This window comes from Terracoccus luteus (genome assembly GCF_003635045.1).
Lineage (GTDB): Bacteria > Actinomycetota > Actinomycetes > Actinomycetales > Dermatophilaceae > Terracoccus > Terracoccus luteus.
The window spans coordinates 2,079,416-2,101,588 of record NZ_RBXT01000001.1 but is presented as its reverse complement, the minus strand read 5'-3'; the positions used below and the strand labels follow the sequence as shown (position 1 = coordinate 2,101,588).

Sequence of the window (22,173 nt, the reverse complement as noted above, 5' to 3'; positions counted from 1 at the left end):
CGGGAGGCGACCCCCACGGGGGCGTTTAGGCTCGAACCCGAGCACGCCCCACGAACCGACCACCCGAGAGCGAGTCCGCGTCCCATGAGCCGCGTCAGCACGACGACCGAGCGCGTCCGGTACACGGCGGGCCGGGTCGCCCGTCACGTCCACTGGGCCCGCACCGAGGGGGTGCGTCGACTCGTCGAGGAGGACCAGCTCAACCCGGTGACCCGCGCCCGCACGGCGTGGGCCAAGCACCAATGGCGCTCGGCGCACGGGGTGCGCCGAGGTGACGCCGTGCCGGTCTACGTCGTGGGCCTGCAGCGGTCGGGGACGAACATGCTGCTGCGCGGACTCGACGAGGCGCCCGAGGTGGAGGTGCGCGGCGAGAACGACCGCACGGTCTTCGAGCGGTTCCGGCTGCGCGGCGACCACGTCCTCCAGCGCACCGTCGCCCGGTCGCGCCACCGCATCGTGCTCGTCAAGCCGCTGTGCGACTCGCAGCGCGTCGACGAGCTGCTCGAGCTGCCCGGCACCCGCCCCGGGCGCGCCGTGTGGCAGTGGCGCGACGCGCACGACCGCGCCCGCTCGGAGGTCAGCAAGTTCGGCACGAGCAACCTCGAGGCCCTGCGGGCCATCGCCGAGGGCCGTGACGAGGGGATGTGGCAGGCGCAGCGGCTGCCCCAGCGCTCCCGCGACCTCGTGCGGTCGTTCGACACGGCATCCATGACGGCCGACACGGCCGCCGTGCTCTTCTGGTGCGTGCGCAACGAGCTCTTCTTCGACCTCGGCCTCGACACGCGGGACGACGTGCTCCTCATGTCGTACGATGACCTCGTGCGCGACCCCGAGGGGCAGATGCGCAGCCTGTGCCGCTTCCTCGACTTCCCGTACCGCGCGTCGCTGCACGCGCACATCGACGCGCGTCAGTCGCACGGTCGCAGCCCGCTGGAGATCGACCCCGCCGTCGACGCGCTCGCCGACGCGCTGACCGCCCGTCTCGTGGCCGCCACCGCGGCGTCGCGCCCCGTGAGCGAGGGCGCGGCATGAGTGCAGCACGACCGGCTGTTCGGCGGATGCCGCGCGCCCTCCTCGCCGCCGGTGTGGCCCTCACGCTCACGCTGCTGACGGCCTGCACCGGCAGCGAGCCGGCCCCGCCCCCCGCGTCGCAGCTCGGCTCGAGCTCGTCGTCCGCCGGGCCCGGTGGCGGCACACCCGGGTCCACGCCGGGTTCCACGCCGGGTTCCACGCAGCCCGGTGGCACGTCGGCGCCCGTCGCCGGTGGGGTCACCCCGCTCGGGGCCAAGTGGGACTGGGCCCGGTTCGCCAGCTACCAGCCGTACCTGTCGACCCTCAAGGGTGGCTACACGTACTACGAGTTCGTCTGGTGCGACATCGAGCCCACCCAGGGCCAGGTCGACTGGTCGACGGTCGACCGGGTCGTCGAGCGCACCCGCTCGCTCGGCATGACGCTGCTGCTCAAGATCCGCACCGGCATGTGCTGGGCGACCGACGGCGAGCCGCAGTTCACCCGCGGCCAGACCGACAAGACCGAGTCGGGCATGCCCAAGGACCTCGCGACCTACCAGGCGTTCATCACGAGCGCCGTGCAGCGCTACGCCCCGCAGGGGGTCACCGAGTTCGCCCTCGAGAACGAGGTCAACAGCCCGAGCTACTGGGGTGGCACGCCCGATCAGCTGCAGCAGCTCATGACCTCCGGCGCCGAGGCCGTGCGGGCGGGCAGCCGCACCGCCAAGGTCGTCGACTTCGGCCTGGCCAGCACGACGTACGGCTACGGCATCGCCGACCGGCTGCTCAAGGCGGGCGACGTCCAGGGCGCCGTCGACGCGTGGAACAGCTACTTCGAGCGACGCATTGGCACGCGCGGCGACAAGATCCCGCAGGTCACCGACGCCGCCTCGCTCCAGGCCGTCCTCGACAGCGACCAGGGCAAGCGCAACCTCACCTACCTCGCCATGGCGACCCGGCTGGCGCAGGACAAGACCGTCGACGTGCGCCAGATCCACTTCTACGAGAAGTGGAGCGTCGTGCCCGCCCTCGTGACCTACCTCAAGGCCACGACGCCCGCCGGCACGCCCATCGAGGCGTGGGAGGTCGGCCGGTTCCTGCGCGGCGAGGGCGGCGAGGGCGCCGGCGACGGCGGTGACGCCGCCACCGGCGAGGTCGTGCAGACGCTGTCGCAGCTCATGGCCGCGGGCATCACCATCACCATCTGGCTGCCGCTCGCGGTGAACCCGTCGGGCCGCAACTCCGACGAGCCCCGCTTCGGTCTCATCGACCCCGCCGGGGGCGTGCGCCCGGCGGGCGACGTCGTCTCGGCGCTCGCGGCCGCCAGCCGCGGGGCGAAGGCGGTGCCGATCTCCGGCAAGGGGCTGACCGGCATCGGCTTCGAGGGCGCGTCCGGCAGCAGCGGCTCGACCGTCTTCGTGTGGGGCGGCCAGGCGCCGGTGCCGGCCGGCGCCAGCGCGGCCGTGGCGGGCGACGACCCCACCGGGGCCTCCGGCACCGTCGACGCCACCTCGCCGGTGCAGATCGACCTGCCCGGCCCGCTCTCGTCGTTCACCGGGGCCCTCAAGTGAGCGCCGGCGCCCCCTCGGGTGGGGCCCCGTCGGCCGAGGCGCTGCCCCAGCCACCGGCCGGCGGGCGCGACCACCACGAGCTCGTCTTCATCGGTGGGCTGCACCGCAGCGGCACGACGCCGCTCGCCCGCAGCCTCGCCCGGCATCCGGAGATCGCCGGTCTCGAGGGCACGGGCGTGCCCGAGGACGAGGGGCAGCACCTGCAGCCGGTGTACCCCAAGGCCAAGGTCTACGGCGGGTCCGGGCGCTTCGCCCGCGACCCCCGCTCGCACCTCACCGAGCACTCGCCGCTGCTCGCGCCCGACACCGCCCACCGCCTGCGCTCCGCGTGGGACCCGTACTGGGACACGAGCCGGCGGGTGCTGCTCGAGAAGTCGCCGCCGAACCTCGTCATGGGCCGGTTCCTGCAGGCCGCCTTCCCGGGCTCGGCCCTCATCGTCGTCGTGCGCCACCCGGTCGTCGTCGCCCTGTCGAACAAGAAGTGGCGCAGCCTGCTCAGCCGCGACCTCACCCGCCAGACGACGCTCTCCACCCTCGTCGACAACTGGGTCCGCGCCCACGAGACGCTGCGCGCCGACGCGCCGCACCTGCGGCGCCTGCACGTGCTCTGCTACGAGGACCTCGTCCGTGAGCCCGAGCGCGAGCTGGAGCGCATCCAGCGCTTCCTCGGCCTCGTCGAGCCGATCCCCGCCGACGGCATCCGGCCGGACCGCAGCTCGCGCTATGAGCAGGCGTGGCGCGACTACGAGAACCCCCTGCGACCGGGGGGCGTCCAGCGGCGTCTCATCAGCCGCAGGTACGGTGGACAGATCGCCCGATTCGGATACGACGTCGACGACCTGGAGGTGTGCGATGCGTCCCAGCTGCTCGCACCCGCCTGAGGTGGTGCCCGCGTGAGCCCGCTCGCCCCGCCCTCCCGTCGCCGCGCCGCCTGGCTCAAGGGCGAGCAGCGGCTGCGCGAGACGGTGCGCAGCGCCCGCGCGAGCGTGCGGGCCCGTCGCCACGGCCCCGGGTCGATGCCCGACTTCCTCGTCATCGGCGGCATGCGCTGCGGGACGACGTCGCTCTACAGCTATCTCGCGCAGCACCCCGACGTCGAGCCCGCCATCGGCAAGGAGCTGCAGTACTTCACGGTCTTCCACGACCGCGGGGAGCGCTGGTACCGGGGGCACTTCCCCCCGGCCACGCCCGGCCGTCATACGTTCGAGGCCAGCCCGTACTACCTCTACCACCCGCTCGCGCCGCAGCGCATCGCCGCCGCCATGCCCGAGGGGCGGTTCGTCGCGCTGCTGCGCGACCCGGCCGCCCGGGCCGTCTCGCACTACCGGCACTCCGTCGAGCGGGGCGTGGAGCCGCTGTCGTTCGCCGACGCCCTCGCCGCCGAGGACGAGCGCCTCGCCCCCTACCTCGGTCACGACGTGACGAGCCGCGAGGCCCACGCCGCCCTGCGCTCGTTCTCGTACGCCTCGCGCGGCCTGTACGCCGACCAGCTCGAGCGCTGGTTCGAGCACGTGCCCCGCGAGCAGGTCCTCGTGCTCAAGAGCGAGGAGATGTACGCCGACCCCGCCCCGGTCTACGACCGCGTCCTCGACTTCCTCGGGCTGGCGCCGCACACGCCCGATCGGTTCGGCGTCTTCAGCCGCCCCAAGCCGCGCATCGACGCCCCGGCCGACAGCACGCTCGCCGAGCTCGAGCGCCGGTTCGGGCCGCACAACGACCGGCTCGCGAACCTGCTCGGGTGGTCGAGCAGCTGGCCCGCCGAGCTGAGCACCCCCACCTCGACGTCGAACCCGGGCTGACGCACCGCCCGCGGCGAGCCCGACGAGCCCGGGGCACCCGGGCCACGGGCCGGCATCCGGATGCCGGTGGGCGGGGTTCCGCGGTTCCGCCACCACGGTCGGTGGCCGGCCCTAGGCTGGCCCGGCGGCAGCGGCGCGCCCTGCGCCCGCCCGTCACGAGCGTCACGACCGGGACGCGCCCGGCAGGCAAAGGACAACGCATGACGAGGTCGAACCGACCCCTCACCACCCTGCTGGCAGCGGCGATCGCCGCCGTCGTCGGGCTCACCCTGGCCGGCGGTCCCGCCGCCGCCGCGGTCACGGCCACCCCCTCACGCACGTGGGGCACGAACGGCCGCGTGCTGGCCATCGCGCCCGTCGGCGACCGCGTCTACGTCGCCGGCGACTTCACCGCGGTCACCGACCCGTCGGGCCGCTCCTACCCGGCCACGCGCCTCGCGGTCTTCGTACCGTCGACGGGCAGCTTCGACCTCACCTTCGCCCCGGCCCCCGACGCGTCGGTGACGACCCTCGCAGTGAGCGGGTCCTCGCTCTTCGTCGGCGGGGCGTTCACGACGATCGCCGGCGCCAAGCGCAAGAAGCTGGCCAAGCTCGTCGCCACCACCGGGGCCATCGACCCGACGTGGTCGCCGGTCGTCGACCGCCCGCCGGACACCGTCGCGGTCTCGGGCAGCCGGGTCTACGTCGGTGGCCCGTTCGCCCAGGCGGCCGGCAGCGGCGGCGGCCTCGCCGTGAAGCCCTGGGTGGCGCGGTTCGACGCCACCTCGGGCTCCCTCGACACGACGTGGAGCCCGACGCCCAACGACCGCGTGCTCAGCGTGCGACCCGCCGACGACGGCGCCTCCGTCTACCTCGGCGGCACCTTCACCACCGTGGGCGGCGCGACGACGCAGCGCGGCATCTCGCGCGTGTCGGCCACCACGGGCGCCGTGACGGCCGGCTTCGTGCCCGGCAACACCAACCAGACAAGCAAGCCCCCGGTCTACGACATCACCCAGAGCGGGTCGCGCCTCTACCTCGCCGTCGCGGGCAGCGGGGGAGCGTGCACCGCGATGGATGCCGTCACCGGTGCCGTCGCGTGGTCGAAGCACACGAACGGCAACCTCCAGGGGGTGCAGGTCGTCGGCGGGGTCGCCTACTGCGGGGGGCACTTCACCGGGGCGGGGGGCTTCGACAACCTCACCCGGTACAAGCTCGCCGCGGTCGACACGGCCACCGGCACGACGCTGCCCTACGCCCCGGTCGTCAACAGCGCCCTCGGCGTGTGGTCGATGGCGGCCGACTCGGGGCGGGTCTACATCGGCGGCGACTTCACGCAGATCGACGCCACGCCGCAGACCGGTCTCGCCGTCTTCGGCGACGACGCGGCGCGCACGGTGACCGCTGCGCCCTCCGCGCTCGTGGCCGCGCCGGGCGACGCCGCCGTCATCCTGCACTGGGACGTCCCGTCGACCGACGGCGGCAGCCCGCTGCAGCGCTACCGCGTCTACCGCACCGACGACGCCGCCACGACCTGGGCGCTCGTCGGCACCACGACGGGGCCGGACCTCACCGACACGACCGCCGTCAACGAGACGACCTACCGCTACCGGGTCACCGCCCTCAACGCGGTCGGCGAGAGCGCGTCCTCGGCCGAGGTGGCCGCCCGCCCGTCCGCGGCGGCCGCGACCGCCCCCGGTGTCCCCGGCGGCCTCGTCGCGACCGGCACGTACAACGCCGACCGGCTGACGTGGAGCACGCCGGCGTCCGGCGGCTCGGCCATCACCGGCTACCGCGTCTACCGCGGCACGACGAGCGGGGCGACGACGCTCTACGCCTCGACGTCGGGCACCGGGACGAGCTTCACCGACACGGCCGTCACCGTGGGCACCCGGTACTACTACCGCGTCAGCGCGGTGAACGCCGTCGGCGAGAGCGTGCTGAGCCCCGAGGAGTGGGCGGTGCCCACGAACGGTCTCCCGAGCCCGCCGGTGCTGAGCGGCACCGCCCGTATCGGGGCGAACGACCTGACGTGGACCGAGCCGGCGAAGGACGGCGGCTCGCCGGTCACGCAGTACGTCGTGCTGCGCGACAGCATCCGCGTCGCCGTCCTGCCCGCGACCACCCGCACGTGGACCGAAACGGCGGTCGTGCGCGGCACGGCGTACGGCTACCGGGTCAAGGCCGTGAACGCCATCGGCTCGTCACCGCTGTCCGCCACGGTCGTGCTCACCGGACAGTGAGACGCGCCGGTCTGTCAGGGAATTCACAGCCGTCGTCTCTCGTCGCTTTGATCCCGGTTCGCGAGGGTTGGTCTGTTCGAGAACGCCCCGGTTCGACCGAATGAGAGGCGATTTCGCGACGCGGCCTGAGTTGGCGCACCCAGAAGGCCGCGTATAGGTTGCACGCGTCCGCGCGGGCCCAGCCCGCGCGCACACCCGGCCGGGGTACCTGTCTCGAACGGCCGGGTCCCTCCACGGAACCATCACACACGGTGTGGGACAGGGGCATGCAGGGGCGTGCCGACCGACCCCGGCCACCCCTGCGGTGGTCGCGGCCACGGGTGCGACGCCGCCCTGCGGTCGGTGGTCTGCGCCGTGGAAACGGACCTCCGTGCACCCCTTCCTGCACCCCACCCTGCCCTCCGACCCCCCGGGCGCCCCCGCCCGACCGGGCCGCCGTCGACCGCGTCGCGTGGCGGGCGGTCTGGCCCTGGCGCTGGTTACGACCGGCGCGCTGACGGCGGCCGGCGTCGCGGCGACCGCCACCAGCGCGGGGGCCGCCCCCGTCGACGGGGGCGCCGTCGCCCACCGGGCGCCCCGGACCCAGCTCGTCTCCTCGACCACCGGCTTGCAAGTCGCCATCAAGGGTGCCGTGCCCGGCGACGTCATCCGGCTCGCCGGCGGCACCTACACCGGTCCCTTCACGATCAAATCGTCGGGCACCGCGTCGGCCCCGATCACCATCACGTCCGCCGGCACCGGCGAGGTGCGCCTCACCGCCAACCTCAGGATGCCGTCGTGCGGGGCGACCTCGCCCGACCCCAACCGCACCATCAGGTTCCTCGCGGGCGCGAGCTACTGGAACATCGACGGACTGTCGATCCGCGGCGGCATCATGATCATGGGCGGCAACGCCGGCAACGTGCGCCAGTGGCTCAACCGCAACGACGAGAACTGGCAGGCCCGTCGCGCGGTGCCGGGTCGCGACAGCTACGACCCGAGCGGCATCCTCGCCTCGACGGACTACCTCCAGCGGGCCACCGGTGCCGCGCTGCGCCCGTCGATCGGCATCCGCATCACGAACAACGACCTCAGCCTCAAGGGCGTCCACTCGGCCATGAACAAGAACGGCGTCGTGTCTCGCAACGAGATCCACGACATCGCCTGCGGCACGGGCCCCGGCCTGTGGCTCGGCACGTTCAGCGACGGCTGGCAGGTCACCGACAACACCGTGCACGACATCGCGCCGTCGGCGTGGAAGCACTACATGCAGGAGGGCATCCGCGTGGGCGGCTCGTCCGCCTACAACACGGTGACCGGCAACACCGTCTACAACCTGCCCGGCGACGGCCGTGCCTTCACGACCGACGAGGACGGGTCGTGGAACACGTTCAGCGACAACACCGCCCGCAACGTCGCCATCGGCTTCAACGACCAGATGTCGGGCTGGGGCAACCAGTGGACGAACAACCGGGTCGACACCTTCCGCACCGCGGGGATCAGCCTTCGGGCCATGGACGCCAAGCTGACGAAGCCGTCGCTGAACAGCAGCCCCAAGGGCGCTGTCATCGCGTGCAACGTCGTCTCGGGCGGTCGGGTCGTCTTCCAGGCCGGCGCGATGATGGACAGCACGGTGCGCGGCAACGGGTTCGACGGCGAGGTGCAGCTGAGCTCGAACCTGCGCTCGTACTTCGGGTCCGCCGGCAACACCTGGGACGGCTCGTCGCGCCCCCCGGGTGACCAGGTGCGCACGTCGGCCGCCAAGGGCTGCTGACCCGTCGTACACAGCAGGACGGGCCCCCGGGGAGATCTCCCCGGGGGCCCGTCCCGTCTGTCGCGCTCAGCGCCCGCTCAGCGCCCGCTCAGCGCCCGGTCACGGGGTGCCGGGGAGCAGGGCCAGGCCCTGCCGCACCTCCGAGCTGCCGCCGACGAGCGAGAAGTCACCGCCGACGAGCAGGCCCGACGGGACCGCCTCGAGGGCCCACACGCCCATCGGCGAGTTGAAGGTGTAGGTGTTCGTCGTGAGGGCGCCGGTGCCGGCGTCGAACTCGACGAGGCGCTGGCGGTCGACGTTGGTGCGCTGGGTCGGGCTCTGCCAGCAGAAGCCGCCCTTGTCGCGGTCTCCGCCGTGGGCGGCGTAGTAGAAGCGCCCGTTGACCTCGAGGCCGGCCTGGAAGCCCGCGTTGCACCACGTCAGCCACTGCAGGCCCGTCGGGTTGCTGCTCGTGCCGAGCGACACGGCATCCCACTTGTAGATGTTGTCGGGGCACGTGTCACCGCCGTAGAGCGAGGTCTCGGCAGGGTTGAGGTAGAGGTTGGTGACCCACTGGCCGGCGACCCAGCTGCAGCGTGAGGCGACGCCGCCCAGCTGGCCGGGCGTGCGGGCGCCCGTGCGCCCGTCGACGACGAGGATGCCGTTGGTGACCGCCACGCCGTTGGCCGCGGTGAAGGGGCCGGCGAGGTAGACGCGGCTGCCGTCGCGGCGCACGGCGAGACCCTGGACCATGCCACCGCGCTGGAGGGGGCCGTCGGGCCCCGTCGTGTTGACGACGAAGCCGGCGTCGATGGCCCCGGTGCGCCCGTCGAGCTTGACGAGGTGGTTGCGCACGGTCTTGCCGACGCGGTTGAACGCGCCGCCGACGTAGACCGACGAGCCGGCCGCCTTGACGACGATGGCGGTGTTGTTGGCGTTGGCCACGAAGGTGGGGTCGAGGGTGCCGGCGGGCAGGGTGAGCGCCGCGAGGTTGGTTCGGGGCTGGCCGGCGACGGTGAGGAAGCTGCCCGCGACGTAGAGGCGGCTGCCGTCGGGAGCCGGCTCGAGGTCGAGGGCGATGTTGTCGGTGTCGGCCCGGAAGGCGGGGTCACCGACGCCGGTCGTGGCGTCGAGCGCGGCGAGGCCGGTGCGCACGAGGCCGCCGACGCTCGTGAGGTCGCCGCCGAGGAAGGTGCCGGTCGTCGTCGTGGCGATGCTGAGCACGAGGCCCGACGCGACGGGGTTCCACGCGGTCGGGGCGGCGGTGCCGAGGCTGAACGCCGCGGCGTTGTGGCGCTCGAGCGTGCCGCTGCGACCGAAGCGGCCACCGACGAGCAGCTGGGTGCCACCCGTGTCGGCCCGGGTGGCGAGGGCCGTGACCTCGGTGACGCAGGGCGCCATCGTGTACGTGTTCTTCGTCGTGTGCGGGGCGTTGCACCCGCTGAGCCGCGCGTCGAAGGCCGTGACGGCGGCGGACGGGGTGACCTGCGCGAGGGCGGTGCGGGCCACGCCCGCGACGGTCGTGAACTGGCCACCGGCCGCGACGGAGCCGGAGGGGTCGACGGCGAGGGCGGAGACCGTGGCGTTGGCGGCCGGCGCCCAGGCCGAGACCGCCCCGGTGCCCGCGGCGAAGGCGGCGAGGTTGGCCCGTTGGGCGCCCCCGGCCCACGAGAACGTGCCGCCCGCGTAGAGGGTGGACCCGTCGGGGGAGGTCGACAGCGCCCGGACCGGGCCGTTGGCGGTGGCGAGGAAGGCCGGGTCGGGGGCGCCCGTCGTCGGCGACAGCCGGGCCAGCCGGGTCGCGGTCTGGGACCCGACCGCCGTGAAGTCGCCGGCGATGTAGACCGCGGTCGGCGTGGCGACGACGGAGCGGACGGTGCCGTTGGGGGCGGCCGTCCACGAGGTGAGCCGGGCGCCCTTGACGCGGTCCACGGCCGTGACCCGGCTGACCGGGGTGTTGGCCGTCCCCACGGCACTGAGGTCGCCCGCGAGCACGACCCGGTCGCCGGTGACGGCGATGGCGTTGACGCTGCCCTTCGGCTTCGGGTCCCACGCGGTCAGGGTGCCGGCCGAGGTGACCTGGGCCGCCCCGCGACGGTAGGTGGTGCCGACGCGGGTGAAGTCGCCGGCGATGTACCAGCCGCCGGCACCGTCGGGGGCGCTGGCGCGGACGATCCCGTCGACGCGGGGGGCCCCGGCGCGCATCGCGCCCGAGGCCGGGTCGACGGCGACGCCGTAGCCGGTCTGCGGGCCGATGTAGTCGAAGGCGCCGGCGAGGTAGACCCGTGAGCCCACCGCCTTGATGTCGGTGACCCGACCGTTCGCGCCCCACCACGTGGGCGCGGCGACCGTCGACAGGGAGGACGGGCCGACCGCGAGGGCGGCCCCCTCCGAGGTCCCGGCCCCGGCCACCTGGCCGGCCCCCACCGCGGCCACGGCCACCAGGGCCGTCGCGGTGGCGGCGGTGACGCCTCGACGTGTTCTCATCTCGCTCCTCGTGCTGGTCTCGCTGCTCGTGCGGTGGCCGGTCGGCCTCCGCTTTACCGTCCGTTGACCCTTGTCGGGGCGGACGTCTGCTCGTCGGTGGGGTGGGTGGTGGTGTCGATACGGCCCGTCGGGCCGCGGGTCGACGCCTAGCAGGCGTCGTAGAGGATCGTGCGCGAGCTCGACAGGTTCTTCGCGAACGCGGTGCGGGCCTCGCTGCTCGCCCCGCCCACGGTGGCGATCGTGCCGGCGACGTCGCTGCGGCGCGTGGTCGCCTGCTCGAGCGCCGCCGTGACGTCAGCGGGGCTGACCGTCGACGGTGGGTTGCTCACGCCCTTGAGGGCGGCCGCCAGGGCGTCGCGTCGGGTCGTCACGGCATCCTGCGCCGTCTTCAGCGCGGCGAGGTCGGACTCCAGCAGGCCGATGCGCGAGGCGATGGAGCCGCGCACCCGCGTGCCGGTCTCGACGAACCCGGCCACCCGGGAGGCGTACGTGCGCACCGACGTGCAGCTGCGGGTCTCGGACGGGTAGGCCGCCTTGCGCTCGCGGGCGAGCGCGTCGCGTGCCCCCGTCGCCGCCGTGCCGAGCTGCCCCCGGAGGTCGGACAGCGTGTTGTCGGTCTGCACCTTCTTCATCGCCTCGACGAGGGTGTAGAGCGAGGTCGTCAGGGCCGTGTTGGCCGCCGTGACCTTCGCCGCCCGGGGGTCGGCCGTGGCCGGGGCCGACGTCGTCGCGACCGTGGACCCGCCGCTCGTCGCCGTCGAGGCGGAGGGGACCGGGGTTGCGGAGCCGAGCCGCGTGGCGCCGACGTCGGTGCCGCCCGAGGCTCCGGCGTCGCCGGCGCACCCGGCGAGCCCGACGCTCGCGGCCGCGAGGGTGAGCGCGACGGTGGCCCGCCGCAGGGTGGTGCGGCGCAGGGTGGTGCGGCGCGCGGCGCGGATGCCGTCCGGCCCGGTCAGGTCGGTGACGGGGTCGGTGACGGGTTTGGTGACACGGTTGATGACGGGTCCGGTCACGGGGCCACCGCTCCCTCGCCGACGGCGTCGACCGCCCGCAGCGCCGACCCGGTCGGCGCCGCACGACGTGACGCGCGGGTGCCCGCCCGGCTGGGGGCGAGGCTGCGGGCCAGCTGGGCCTCCCGCGACAGCGTGGGCGGGATGCCCGCCGCGAGCTCGAGGTAGACCTGCTCGAGACGGTCGGTCGCGGCATCCCAGTCGTAGCGGCCCAGGGTGCGCTCACGCAGGGCGGCCGCCGCCACCCGGGAGACGGGGAAGCGGTCGACCAGGGTGGTGAGTCCGCGGACCAGTTCGTCGACGTCGCCGGCGGCGAAGGTGACGACGGCCGCGTCGGTCGCGCCCGGGCGGTCGGCGCGGCAGGGCGACCCGCCGTCGTCGGTGGCGCCCGCGAGGTCGCTCCCCTCGGGGGCCACGACCTCGAGGTGCGGTGGGATGTCGCTGACGAGCACGGGGAGGCCGTGGCTCACGGCCTCGAGCAGCGTCAGCGGCAGCCCCTCGACGAGGGAGGGCTGCACGAAGCCGCCCGCGTGCTCGTAGAGGGCGGACAGCCGCTCGCCGAACTGGTAGCCGGCCAGCACGACCCGCGGGTCGCGGGCGGCCAGCTCACGCACTGACGTCGTGAACTCGTCGGTCCACGAGGAGTCGCCCACGACGGCGAGGCGCACGTCGCGGTCGACCGAGCGGAACGCCTCGATGAGCTTGTCGGGCCACTTCTCCGGCACGATGCGCCCGACGAAGAGCACGTAGCGGCCGGGCTCCAGGCCGAGGTCGGCGATGGCCGACGCCGGCACGTGCTCGGGCAGGTCGACCCCGTTGGGGACGTGCTCGGCGTCTCGGCCAAAGGTGTCGGCGTAGTGCCGGCGCAGCGTCTCGGAGACGACGAGCGTGCGGTCGGGCACGTGCCCGCTCACCCAGTGCGCGAGGCGCAGCACCGACTGGGCGCGGCTGCCCCACTTGCTGCGCTCGTGGTCGAGCCCGTGCACGGTGAGCACGACCTTGCTGCGGCTGAGGTAGCGGGGTAGCGGGGCCATGAGGCCCGGCCCGAGGGCGTGGTAGTGCACGACGTCGCAGCGGTGGGTGGTCAGCGTCTTCGCGGTCGAGGTGGCGCTGTGCACGATGGCGTCGAGGTGCTTGGACGCGATGGTGAAGGCCGGCACGACGTTCATGCCGAGGTAGGGCGACTCCGGCACGGCGGCGTAGGAGGTGCGGGTGAAGACGGTGACCGTGTGCCCGCGGTCGGCGAGCCGGCGACCCGTCTCGGACACGACGTGCTCGATGCCGCCGTACGTGGCGGGCAGGCCCTTCTGGCCGACCATCGCGATGTGCAGCGGGCGCCACGACACCTGCGCCTCGATGGGTGCCGGACCGCTGTCACCCGTGCCGACTGACCGTTCGGTCGTCACTGCGCGCCCCCTCACGTGCCGGCCCGGGGAACCCCCTGGCCGAACAACCCCTGCGCCGAGACCTGGTGCGGCCGCGGGCCTGACAAACGACGTGCCGTGTGACCGCCCGGACGTGGCCGGGAACGGCCACGTCTTCGAGAGCCCCACGGCTTCGACCCCCCGGTCGATGCCGACGCGACGGAGTATGGCACGGCGGGGGCCCTAGCACGGCTGATTGCCCACAACCGGAGGCGGGGCTGACCGTGGGCTGGGACGCGCCGCCGACCGTGGGAAATCGCGCGAAACGGTCCTGCCGGCGCCCGGGATGTGCTCTCATGTGGCGAGAACGCAGACGTCGGCGACTGGGGGGTCGCCACCGCGCCGTCACGAGCGCCGTCACCAGCCGCGCGAAGCCAGGGAGGGGAGCAGCCGTGCGTGTCAGCACTGCCGGGCCGATCGGCCTGCCGTCACCGCTGCACCATGCCTCCCGACGACTGGCCCGGCTCGCCCTCGCGCCGGTGCACAAGGTGCAGGCCCGCGACCGGATGACGCCCGACTACCTCGTCGTCGGCACCAAGCGCGGGGGCTCGACAGCGCTCGCCTCGTGGATGAGCCGGCACCCGCAGGTGGCCCCGTGCCGCGTCGGCAAGGGCACCCACTACTTCGACGTCAACTTTGGCCGCGGCCGCGACTGGTTCCGCTCGCGCTTCGAGCACCCGGCCGACCCCTGGCGCGTCACCGGTGAGGCGAGCCCGTACTACATGTTCCATCCCCACGCGCCGCAGCGCATCGCCGACGAGCTGCCCGACGTGCGCCTCGTCGTCGTGCTGCGCGAGCCGGCCGAGCGCGCGTGGTCGCAGTACCGCCGCGAGGTCGACACGGGGCACGAGTCCCTGTCCTTCGCGGAGGCTGTCGCGGCCGAGCCCGATCGGCTGCGGGGCGAGGTCGAGCACATGCTCGCCGACCCCGCCTACGAGAGCTACGCCCACCGCCACCACACCTACCGGGCCCGCGGCCACTACGCGCAGCAGCTCACCCGCCTGCACGACCTCGTCGGGCCCGAGCGGGTGCTCGTCGTGCAGAGTGAGGCCATGTTCGCCGACCCCGCCCGTGAGCTGTCGCGGGTGTGGGGCTTCATCGGGGTCGACGACGTGCGGCTCGACGGTCTCTACCCGGCCAAGGAGAGCACGTCCGCCGAGCAGGCCCCCGAGGTGATGGCCGAGCTGCGCCGCTGGTTCGCCCCCCTCAACGAGCAGCTGTACGCCCTGCCGGGCGTCGACTTCCGCTGGCAGACGGTGGACGCGTGAGCACCACGACGCGCCCGCCGGGCCCGACGCCCACGCCACGCGAGGTCTCGACCATCGACCCGGATGCCGTGGGGGCCGGTCCGCACGCCGGCACCGGCCGGCGACACCTCGGGTCCCGCGTGGCGGCCGTCGGCGGTGCGCTCGTGGCGGCCGCGGCCGCCGCCGTGAGCGGCCTCGCCACCCTCGGCACGAGCCCGACGTGGGTGTACCTGCCGCTGCTCGCCGGCATCGGCGTCGCGCTCGGCATGCTCGCCCTGACGCGCTTCGCCGGCTTCGTCTACCTGCTGCTGCTCACCCGCACGGGCCTGGACCTGCTCAAGCTGAGCGGGCCGGCCGCCGGCAACACGAACACCAACACGGCCGCGGCCCGCGGGCTCGACCCGTCGACCCTCGTCGGCCTGCTCGTCATCGTCGCGGGCACCCTGTGGCTCATCGCGCAGTACTCGCGGCCGGCCGACCCGTCGCCCGGTGGGCGGCCCCCGGCGTCCCGCCTGCGCGTCGCCTGGATCGCCCTCATCGTCGCCGCGGTGCTCAGCCTCTTCGGGTCGCAGAACCCGTTGGTCAGCCTCATCGGCATCACGCGCCTGCTCGCCGTGGCCGTCATGTTCCTCGTGCTCGAGCAGCTGGTGCGCGACGCGAAGTCGGTGCGCACCGCCATCGCCGTCGCCTTCGGCTCGCTCGTCATCCCGCTGACGTACACGGCGTTCGGCTTCGTCTCCGGTCACCCGGCCGCGGACGTCAAGAGCTCGTTCGTGCGCATCACCGGGCCGTTCACGCAGTCGACGACCTTCGCGCGCTACCTCGCCTTCCTCATCGTCTTCGGCGTCGCGATCCTTCCGTACGTCAAGGGTCGCGCCCGGGTGGCCCTCGTCGGCGGGCTCTCGCTCTCGAGCGTCTTCCTGCTGCTCACGCTCACCCGGGGCGCCCTGCTCGCGACGGTGCTCGGCCTGCTCGCCGTCGTCGTGCTCCAGCGCCGCTGGAAGCTGCTCCTCGGGCTCGGAGCGGCCGGGCTGCTCGCCCTCACCCTCGTGCCGGGGCTCGGGTCGCGCCTCGACGCCGTGACGCAGGAGCGCGCGGTCGGCCAGGCGCCGACCTCCAACTCCCTCGAGTGGCGCCTGTCCTACTGGGCCGAGACGCTGCCGCTCGCCGACCGCCAGCCCGTCAACGGCATCGGCTACGACATGACGCAGTACAAGACCGACGTGGCCAAGCAGCCGCACAACGACTTCATCAAGGCCTACGTCGAGACCGGCATCCTCGGGCTCGGGGCCTACCTCTACCTCTGCTGGCAGATCGTCGTCATCGGCCTGCGCGCCGTGCGGCGCACCGTCGTCGGCACGTGGGGCCGGGCGGTCGCGGCGGGCTACCTCGCCTGCGCCGGCATGTTCGTGCTGCAGAGCGTGGCCGCGAACGTCATCTCGTCCGTCGTCGTGCTCTGGTACCTCGCGGTCTTCGCCGCCGCCGCCCTCGCCGTGACCCGCCTGCCCGAGGTGGCCGGCCCCGTCCGTCGGTCCCGTGCACCACGGGCCGCCACCCCCGACCTCGTCCCGTCCGTCTCTGACACCCTGGAGAAGCCGTAACCATGGAGATCACCGACTACCTCGCCATCGCCCGCCGCCGGTGGATGCTGCTCATCGGCGTGCCGCTGCTCGCCGCGGTCATCGCCGGGGTCGTGCTCTTCACGGCACCGGTGCAGTACACCGCGACCGCGACGGTCAACGCGCCCGCCCTCGTCGGCGGCTCGAGCGGCCAGTACACCGGCAGCCAGGCCGTGACCCAGTTCGTCTCGGCGTTCCAGTCGACGGCCGCCAGCGCGCCCGTCGACGACGCCGTGCGCGCGCAGACGACGCTGCAGCCGGGCCAGATCGAGGACGGTCTCGCCGTCACCCAGATCGGCGGCTCGAGCGCCGTCTCGATCACCTTCACCGGCACGAAGAACGGTGAGCCGACGAAGGTCGTCAGCACGGTCGCGAGCGCGACCCTCAAGCAGATGTTCGACAGCCAGGTCACGCTGGGCCAGGCCCGTGTCGACCAGGCGCGCAAGGACGTCTCGGCCGCGAACGCCGCCATCAACGCGTGGGGCGCCAAGAACAACATGGTCGACCCGACCCGCGTCTACCAGGCCCAGCTCGAGCGCCTCAGCTCGCTGCAGCAGAGCCAGGCCAGCCTCAAGGCCCAGGGCAACGACGCGGCCGCCAGCGCGCTGAGCGGCACCATCACCGAGGTGAACAACTCCCTCAAGGGCTACGGCCCGAAGATCGCGGAGTTCAACGACCTCTCGGCGACGCGCGACTCGGCGCAGGCCGACCTCACGACCGCCCGCCAGAACCTCGCGCAGGCCAAGACCCAGCAGACCGCCGCCGACCCGAGCCAGGTCGTGTGGGTGAGCGGCCAGCGCAAGCTCGAGCGCACCGACGAGGTCGTCTCGGTCGGGCTGCCGGTGCTCGGCGCCGGCATCTTCCTCGCCCTCGCCCTCATCGCCGTGCTCGAGCTGTGGGCGGCCGGCCGCCGCAGCAGCGGCCGCGGCCGCCACAGCGGGCCGGGGGCCACGACGACGACCGCCACCACCACCGCCACCACCCCCGAGGCCCAGCCGGCCGCCGCCGCGCCGTCGCAGCCGGCGACGGCACCGACGGGGGAGCGGTCGGACACCGCGAACGCCGAGCACGCCGCCGACGACTCGGACGCCGGTGACGACGGCCACGACGAGCGGCGCTCCCGCGGTGCCCTCGTCGGCACCGAAAGGTCGTGACGACCCCGGGGCCAGCGGACGGGGCGGGTGCGCCCCCGCGCGACCACCTCACCGGCCTCGCGCGGGGCGGGTCGCTCAACATCGTCGGCGCGCTGTGCAGCCAGGCGTCGCTGCTGCTCATCACCGCCCTCATCGCCCGGCAGCTCTCGACGGCCGACGTCGGTCGCTACGCCCTGTGCTTCGCCATGGTGTCGCTGCTCGGCCTGCTCTCGCTCGCCGGCTTCCGTGCCGCCCTGACCCGCTTCGTCGCGATGTACGTCGCCGACGACGACGCGGCCCGCATCCGCGGCACGGTACGGCTCGGCATGCGCATCAGCGTCGTCAGCTCGATCGTGCTCGGCGTCGGCCTCGCGCTGCTCGCCGAGCCCGTCGCGCGGGTCTTCGACGACCCCGGGCTCGTCACCGGCATCCGTCTCTCGGGCCTGTCGATCCCGGCCATGACGATCACGGACGCCGCCCTCTCGGCCACCCAGGGCTGGCGCACGATGCGCCCCTTCACCCTCATCGGGCGCATCTTCGAGCCGGGCCTGCGCCTCGTGCTCACCGCCGGAGCGCTCTTCGCGGGGTTCGGGCTCACCGGCGCGTTCTGGGCGCTGTTCATCGGGTCGTGGTCGGCGACGGTGCTCGCGGTCCTGTCGCTGCGCGGGTTCCTGCGCCGCACCGACCGGGCCCGACCCGTCTACGAGACCCGCCCGATCTTCAGCTTCTCGATGGTGAGCTGGGCCAGCAGCCTCGCGACCGCCGGCCTGCTCTGGGCCGACACCCTCATCCTCGGCCAGATGACCGGGCCGAACGAGGTCGGTGTCTACACCGTCGCCACCCGCATCGTCACGCTCTCGGTGTTCGTCATGGCCCCCATCAACGCCGCCTTCGCACCGCAGATCGCCCGGCTGCACCACCGCGGCGAGTCCGCCCGGCTCGGCGAGGTGTACTCCGCCGCCACCGCGTGGATCATGCGCTTCTCGCTGCCGGCCTTCATCGTGCTGCTCGTCTTCCCCGTGCCGCTGCTGCACCTCTTCGGCAGCGACTACGCGACCGGCGCGGCCGTCACGGTGACGCTCGCCCTGGGCCAGCTCGTCAACGCCGCCACCGGGCCCTGTGCGACGGTGCTCAACATGTCGGGCCGGGTCGGGCTCAACATGGCCAACAACATCGTCGTGCTCGTGCTCAACGTCGTGCTCAACATCCTCCTCATCCCGCCGATGGGCATCCTCGGCAGCGCCGTCGCGTGGAGCGTCTCGCTCGGCCTGGTCAACATCGCCCGCGTCGCGCAGGTGCGCCGCGTGCTCGGTCACACCCCCTTCGGCATCGCGACCGTCAAGGAGGCCGTCGCGGCCCTCGCGGCCGCCGCCGCCGCGGTGCTCGTCCGGGCGCTCGTCGGCCCCGAGTTGCTCGAGCTCGTCGTCGGCGCGCTCGCCGCCGTGCTCGTCTTCGGCGCCGTCGTGTGGGCCCTCGGCATCGACGAGGCCGACCGCGTCATGATCCGCAGCGTCGCTCGCCGCGGTGGCCGCGGTGGTCGGGGTGGCGGCGGTGGCGGGCGTGGCGGCGGTGGCGGGCGTGGCGGCGGACGGCACCGCGCCGGCCGTGCGCCCGCCGCCCTCTCCGCGCCCGACGGCGACGAGGACGACGTGACGGCCGCCGCGCCGTCACCGGCACCGTCCCAGGGCGGGGATGCCGGTCGGCCGGGTCTGCGCGGGGGGCACGGGGGGCGCTGACGCCGCCATCCGGCATCCGGCCTGCGGCTCTCGTTGCGTTCTGCACCTCTTGCTGCGATTCCGCTGTGAATCGAGGATCCCCGCCCTACGCTCGGCCCGTGCGGCGGGGCGGCCGTCGCCCAGGGGAGAGGACCTCTATGTCCATCATGAGCACACGCAAGCGACGCCGGGCGGGCGTCGCGGTCGCGGCCCTCGCCGGGGTCGGACTCGTGGCGCCGGCTGCCATCGCGGCCGTCAGCCCACCCGACGACGGTGTCACGACGCTCGTCAGCAAGGCGCCCGACGGCTCCTGGGGCGACAAGACCAGCACCCGCGCCCGCATCAGCGGCGACGGGCGCTTCGTCGTCTACCAGTCGGCAGCGCAGAACCTCACGACCAACCGCGGCGGCGGCCCGCACGTCTACCTCACCGACGTCTCGGGCACGCTCTTCCCGGGGGGGAACAACACGCGCCTCGTCGACGCCGACGCGACGACGGGAGCACGGTGCAAGACCAAGGCCGGCACGAACGGCCAGAGCACCTTCAACGAGGTGAGCAACCAGCGCGGTGGCGACGGCCCGTGGGTCGTCTTCGCCTCGAACTGCTCGAACCTCGTCCCCGGCTGGACGCACGTGGGCGACGTCTACATCCGCAACATGCGCAGCGGTGAGACCCGTGTCGTCAGCCAGGCCAACGGCAACGACGGCGCGACCATCGACGGGGTCAGCACCCGCCCGGTCATCAGCGACGACGGTCGCTACGTCTCGTGGAACACGACGAGCGGCAACATCTACGTCCGCGACATGTCCGACACCTCGAACCGCCGCTCGGTGCGGGTGGCCGCGAGCGTGTCGAACAACGACGAGTCGCTGCGCCCCGAGATCAGCGGCGACGGCTCGACGATCGTCTTCGCCAGCGACGCGCGGCTCTCGCCGAAGGACACCAACGACTCGCGCAACATCTACCGGGTCGACCTCAGCCGCTGGCAGGCCGACAAGAGCGTCACGTCGTTCACCTACGAGCTCGTCGACGTCACGTCGGCCGGCATCGCGGCCCCGCGCCCGTCGTCGCGACCCGGCATCAACGACGACGGCTCCATCATCAGCTTCCAGTCGAGCACGAACCTCGTGGCCGACGACAAGAACGGCGTGCTCGACTCCTATTGGCGCAACATGCGCACGGGGCAGACGGTGCTGCTCTCGCGCGGCTACGACGGTGGGGTGCCGAAGGGCCAGAGCAGCCGGCCGCAGCTCGACGGCTCCGGCTACGTCGCGGCCTTCACCTCGACGAGCAACGGTCTCGTGCGCGGTGACACGAACGGTCGCCCCGACGCCTTCATCCGGGTCATGGACCGCAGCGACCCGACGAAGGGCACGACGTACGTCATCAGCCAGCGCCCCAACGGCGACACGGCCGGGGCGCTCGACAACTGCGCGGAGCCGGCGGGGGCCGCCGCCCGCACGGCGCAGCCCGTCACCCGGGCCGCGGGCATCGGGCTCGACGACACGATCCTCACGCCGTTCGCCCGGCCCGGGAAGAGCAACGTCGCGACGCGGCCCTACCTCAGCTCGGACGCCGGCCGGGTCGTGTTCGTGTCGGGCATGTGCGACCTCGTCAACCCGGTCACCGACGGGGCGGACAACCAGATCTACGTCCGCACCTACGGCGCCGGAGGTCCGCGCTGACGCGCTGAGCGGGCGCTGATCGTCCGCTGCGCCACGGCTGCACCATAGAGACGACCCGTCGGGCCCCGTGCCCGGCGGGTCGTCCGTCGTCCGCCTCCACTTCTGTGGATCATCCGAACACGTGTTCGACCGAGTGGGCATACTGGGGTGATGGCAGGCGGCGCGGGCAGAGGGGTCTCTCACCCCCTGCCCCCGACGCCGCCGGCCCGCCAGCACTGCTGGGTCACGGGCGTGCCCGGCGCGCGGGGGCCGCACCCGGGTCTCGTGCTCGAGTGGCGACGGGCGGGCGACGGCGCGTGGGAGGCGCTCGTCGTCTTCGTCGTCGAGGCGCAGCAGGCGGCCGTGCAGCAGTGGCTGCCGCCCTCGTCGCTGACGCCGGTGGGGCGGTCCTCGCGTGTCTAGTCGGTGGGGGCGGTCGGGGTGGGCCGGATGGTCACCATGGTCACGATGGTCACGGCGACCACCGGCGGATGCCGGTCGGCCTCGTGGCGCGGACCGTGGCCCCGGCGTGGCGGCGGGGTCAGTGCCCGCTCGGCCCCCCGGCATCCTGACCGGCGGGCTCGCGCTCGCGCTCGGCCTTGGCGGCACGGCGGGCCTTGGCCGCCTGCCGGTCGACGAATCCCGGGAAGCCGTAGTGGCGACGCACCACGAACCACACGAGCGGGGCGGCCAGCAGCACGACGACGAGGACGATGCCCGTCGTGAGGGTCGGCACACCGAGCAGCTTGAGCGCCGAGGCGAGCAGGACGAAGGCGAGCGCGCGGCGCACGAGGCCGCCGGGGGCCCGCGACGAGATGCGGGCGCCGAGCCAGGCCCCCGGCACGCAGCCGATGAGCAGCGACAGGGTGAGGCTGAGCTGGAAGTCGCCGAAGAGGATGTGCCCGATCGCCGCGGCGGCCACGAGCGGCACGGCCTGCACGAGGTCGGTGCCGACGAGCTGGCTCGCCTTGAGGGCGGGGTAGAGGGCCATGAGGGCGATGATGATGAGCGAGCCCGACCCGACCGAGGTGATGCCGACGACGATGCCGCCGACGGCGCCGACGATGACGGTGGGCACGACCCGCACCGTGACGTCGGGGCGGTCCTGGGGCAGCGGTGCGGCCCGTCCGTCACGCACCTTGGCCCGCTCGACGAGACGCAGGAAGGCCCGCACGGTGAGGCCGGCGGCGGCCACGAGCAGGGCGACGCCCAGGGCGACCTGGATGCCGTCCTGCACCGCCTGGCCCGACCCCATGGCCCGGGCCACGAGCACGCCGCAGAACGCGGCGGGCACCGACCCGATCGCGAGCCACTTCACGAGCGGCAGGTTGACGGTGCCGCGGCGCAGGTGCACGACCGAGCCGACGGGCTTCATCACGGCGGCGGCGACGAGGTCGCTCGAGACCGCCGTCAGCGGCGGGATGTTGAAGAAGAGCACGAGCACCGGTGTCATGAGGGCGCCGCCGCCCATGCCGGTGAGCCCGACGACGATGCCGATGCCGAACGTCGCGGCGACGAGGATCCAGTCGATGGTCACGG

General features: G+C 73.7%; 16 protein-coding genes. 12 read left to right on the top strand and 4 right to left on the bottom strand.

Annotated features, from left to right (window positions below; translation table 11 throughout):
- The first annotated feature begins 84 nt into the window (after positions 1-84).
- The 6 genes from DFJ68_RS09525 (at position 85) to DFJ68_RS09505 (ending at position 8,356) form a co-directional block, all read left to right on the top strand.
- Positions 85-1,032: a sulfotransferase gene (locus DFJ68_RS09525; protein ID WP_121032693.1), complete on the top strand. Its 948-nt coding sequence runs from the start codon at positions 85-87 to the stop codon at positions 1,030-1,032.
- On the top strand, positions 1,029-2,582 hold the full coding sequence (locus DFJ68_RS18265) for a glycoside hydrolase family protein (protein WP_170165733.1): 1,554 nt from the start codon (positions 1,029-1,031) through the stop codon (positions 2,580-2,582). Before DFJ68_RS09525 ends, DFJ68_RS18265 begins: the two co-directional genes overlap by 4 nt.
- Entirely contained in the window at positions 2,579-3,463 is an 885-nt protein-coding gene (locus tag DFJ68_RS09520; RefSeq protein ID WP_170165732.1) for a sulfotransferase family protein, read from the top strand. Before DFJ68_RS18265 ends, DFJ68_RS09520 begins: the two co-directional genes overlap by 4 nt.
- A gap of 12 nt (positions 3,464-3,475) precedes the next feature.
- A complete protein-coding gene (locus tag DFJ68_RS09515; protein WP_121032689.1) occupies positions 3,476-4,381 on the top strand; it encodes a sulfotransferase family protein in 906 nt (301 codons plus the stop codon).
- Positions 4,382-4,581: 200 nt separating this feature from the next.
- Entirely contained in the window at positions 4,582-6,603 is a 2,022-nt protein-coding gene (locus DFJ68_RS09510; protein WP_121032687.1) for a fibronectin type III domain-containing protein, read from the top strand.
- Positions 6,604-6,973: 370 nt separating this feature from the next.
- Positions 6,974-8,356: a right-handed parallel beta-helix repeat-containing protein gene (locus DFJ68_RS09505; protein ID WP_211333320.1), complete on the top strand. Its 1,383-nt coding sequence runs from the start codon at positions 6,974-6,976 to the stop codon at positions 8,354-8,356.
- A 99-nt stretch (positions 8,357-8,455) separates the two neighbouring features.
- Here the strand turns inward: DFJ68_RS09505 and DFJ68_RS09500 are convergent, their stop codons facing one another.
- The 3 genes from DFJ68_RS09500 to DFJ68_RS09485 form a co-directional block, all read right to left on the bottom strand.
- Positions 8,456-10,822, bottom strand: coding sequence for a delta-60 repeat domain-containing protein (locus tag DFJ68_RS09500; RefSeq protein WP_147431545.1), 2,367 nt, complete (start codon positions 10,820-10,822; stop codon positions 8,456-8,458).
- Between the two features lie 146 nt (positions 10,823-10,968).
- Entirely contained in the window at positions 10,969-11,835 is an 867-nt protein-coding gene (locus tag DFJ68_RS09490) for a hypothetical protein (RefSeq protein ID WP_121032679.1), read from the bottom strand.
- Positions 11,832-13,238: a glycosyltransferase family 4 protein gene (locus DFJ68_RS09485; protein WP_121032677.1), complete on the bottom strand. Its 1,407-nt coding sequence runs from the start codon at positions 13,236-13,238 to the stop codon at positions 11,832-11,834. The genes DFJ68_RS09490 and DFJ68_RS09485 overlap by 4 nt, the downstream gene beginning before the upstream one ends.
- Positions 13,239-13,648: 410 nt before the next feature.
- Between DFJ68_RS09485 and DFJ68_RS09480 the strand changes: the two genes are divergently transcribed.
- From DFJ68_RS09480 to DFJ68_RS18100, 6 genes are all read left to right on the top strand, one after another.
- A complete protein-coding gene (locus DFJ68_RS09480; RefSeq protein ID WP_170165731.1) occupies positions 13,649-14,524 on the top strand; it encodes a sulfotransferase family protein in 876 nt (291 codons plus the stop codon).
- Complete coding sequence (locus DFJ68_RS09475; RefSeq protein WP_121032673.1) at positions 14,521-16,104, top strand: O-antigen ligase family protein; 1,584 nt, start codon at positions 14,521-14,523, stop codon at positions 16,102-16,104. Before DFJ68_RS09480 ends, DFJ68_RS09475 begins: the two co-directional genes overlap by 4 nt.
- Before the next feature lie 2 nt (positions 16,105-16,106).
- Complete coding sequence (locus DFJ68_RS09470) at positions 16,107-17,276, top strand: Wzz/FepE/Etk N-terminal domain-containing protein (protein WP_121032671.1); 1,170 nt, start codon at positions 16,107-16,109, stop codon at positions 17,274-17,276.
- Positions 17,273-18,991, top strand: coding sequence for a flippase (locus tag DFJ68_RS09465; RefSeq protein WP_121032669.1), 1,719 nt, complete (start codon positions 17,273-17,275; stop codon positions 18,989-18,991). Before DFJ68_RS09470 ends, DFJ68_RS09465 begins: the two co-directional genes overlap by 4 nt.
- 137 nt (positions 18,992-19,128) lie before the next feature.
- Complete coding sequence (locus tag DFJ68_RS09460; RefSeq protein ID WP_121032667.1) at positions 19,129-20,655, top strand: TolB family protein; 1,527 nt, start codon at positions 19,129-19,131, stop codon at positions 20,653-20,655.
- Positions 20,656-20,886: 231 nt separating this feature from the next.
- Positions 20,887-21,057, top strand: coding sequence for a hypothetical protein (locus DFJ68_RS18100; RefSeq protein ID WP_211333318.1), 171 nt, complete (start codon positions 20,887-20,889; stop codon positions 21,055-21,057).
- Between the two features lie 118 nt (positions 21,058-21,175).
- Here the strand turns inward: DFJ68_RS18100 and DFJ68_RS09455 are convergent, their stop codons facing one another.
- Positions 21,176-22,171, bottom strand: coding sequence for a sulfite exporter TauE/SafE family protein (locus DFJ68_RS09455; RefSeq protein WP_170165730.1), 996 nt, complete (start codon positions 22,169-22,171; stop codon positions 21,176-21,178).
- Between the last annotated feature and the right edge of the window lie 2 nt (positions 22,172-22,173).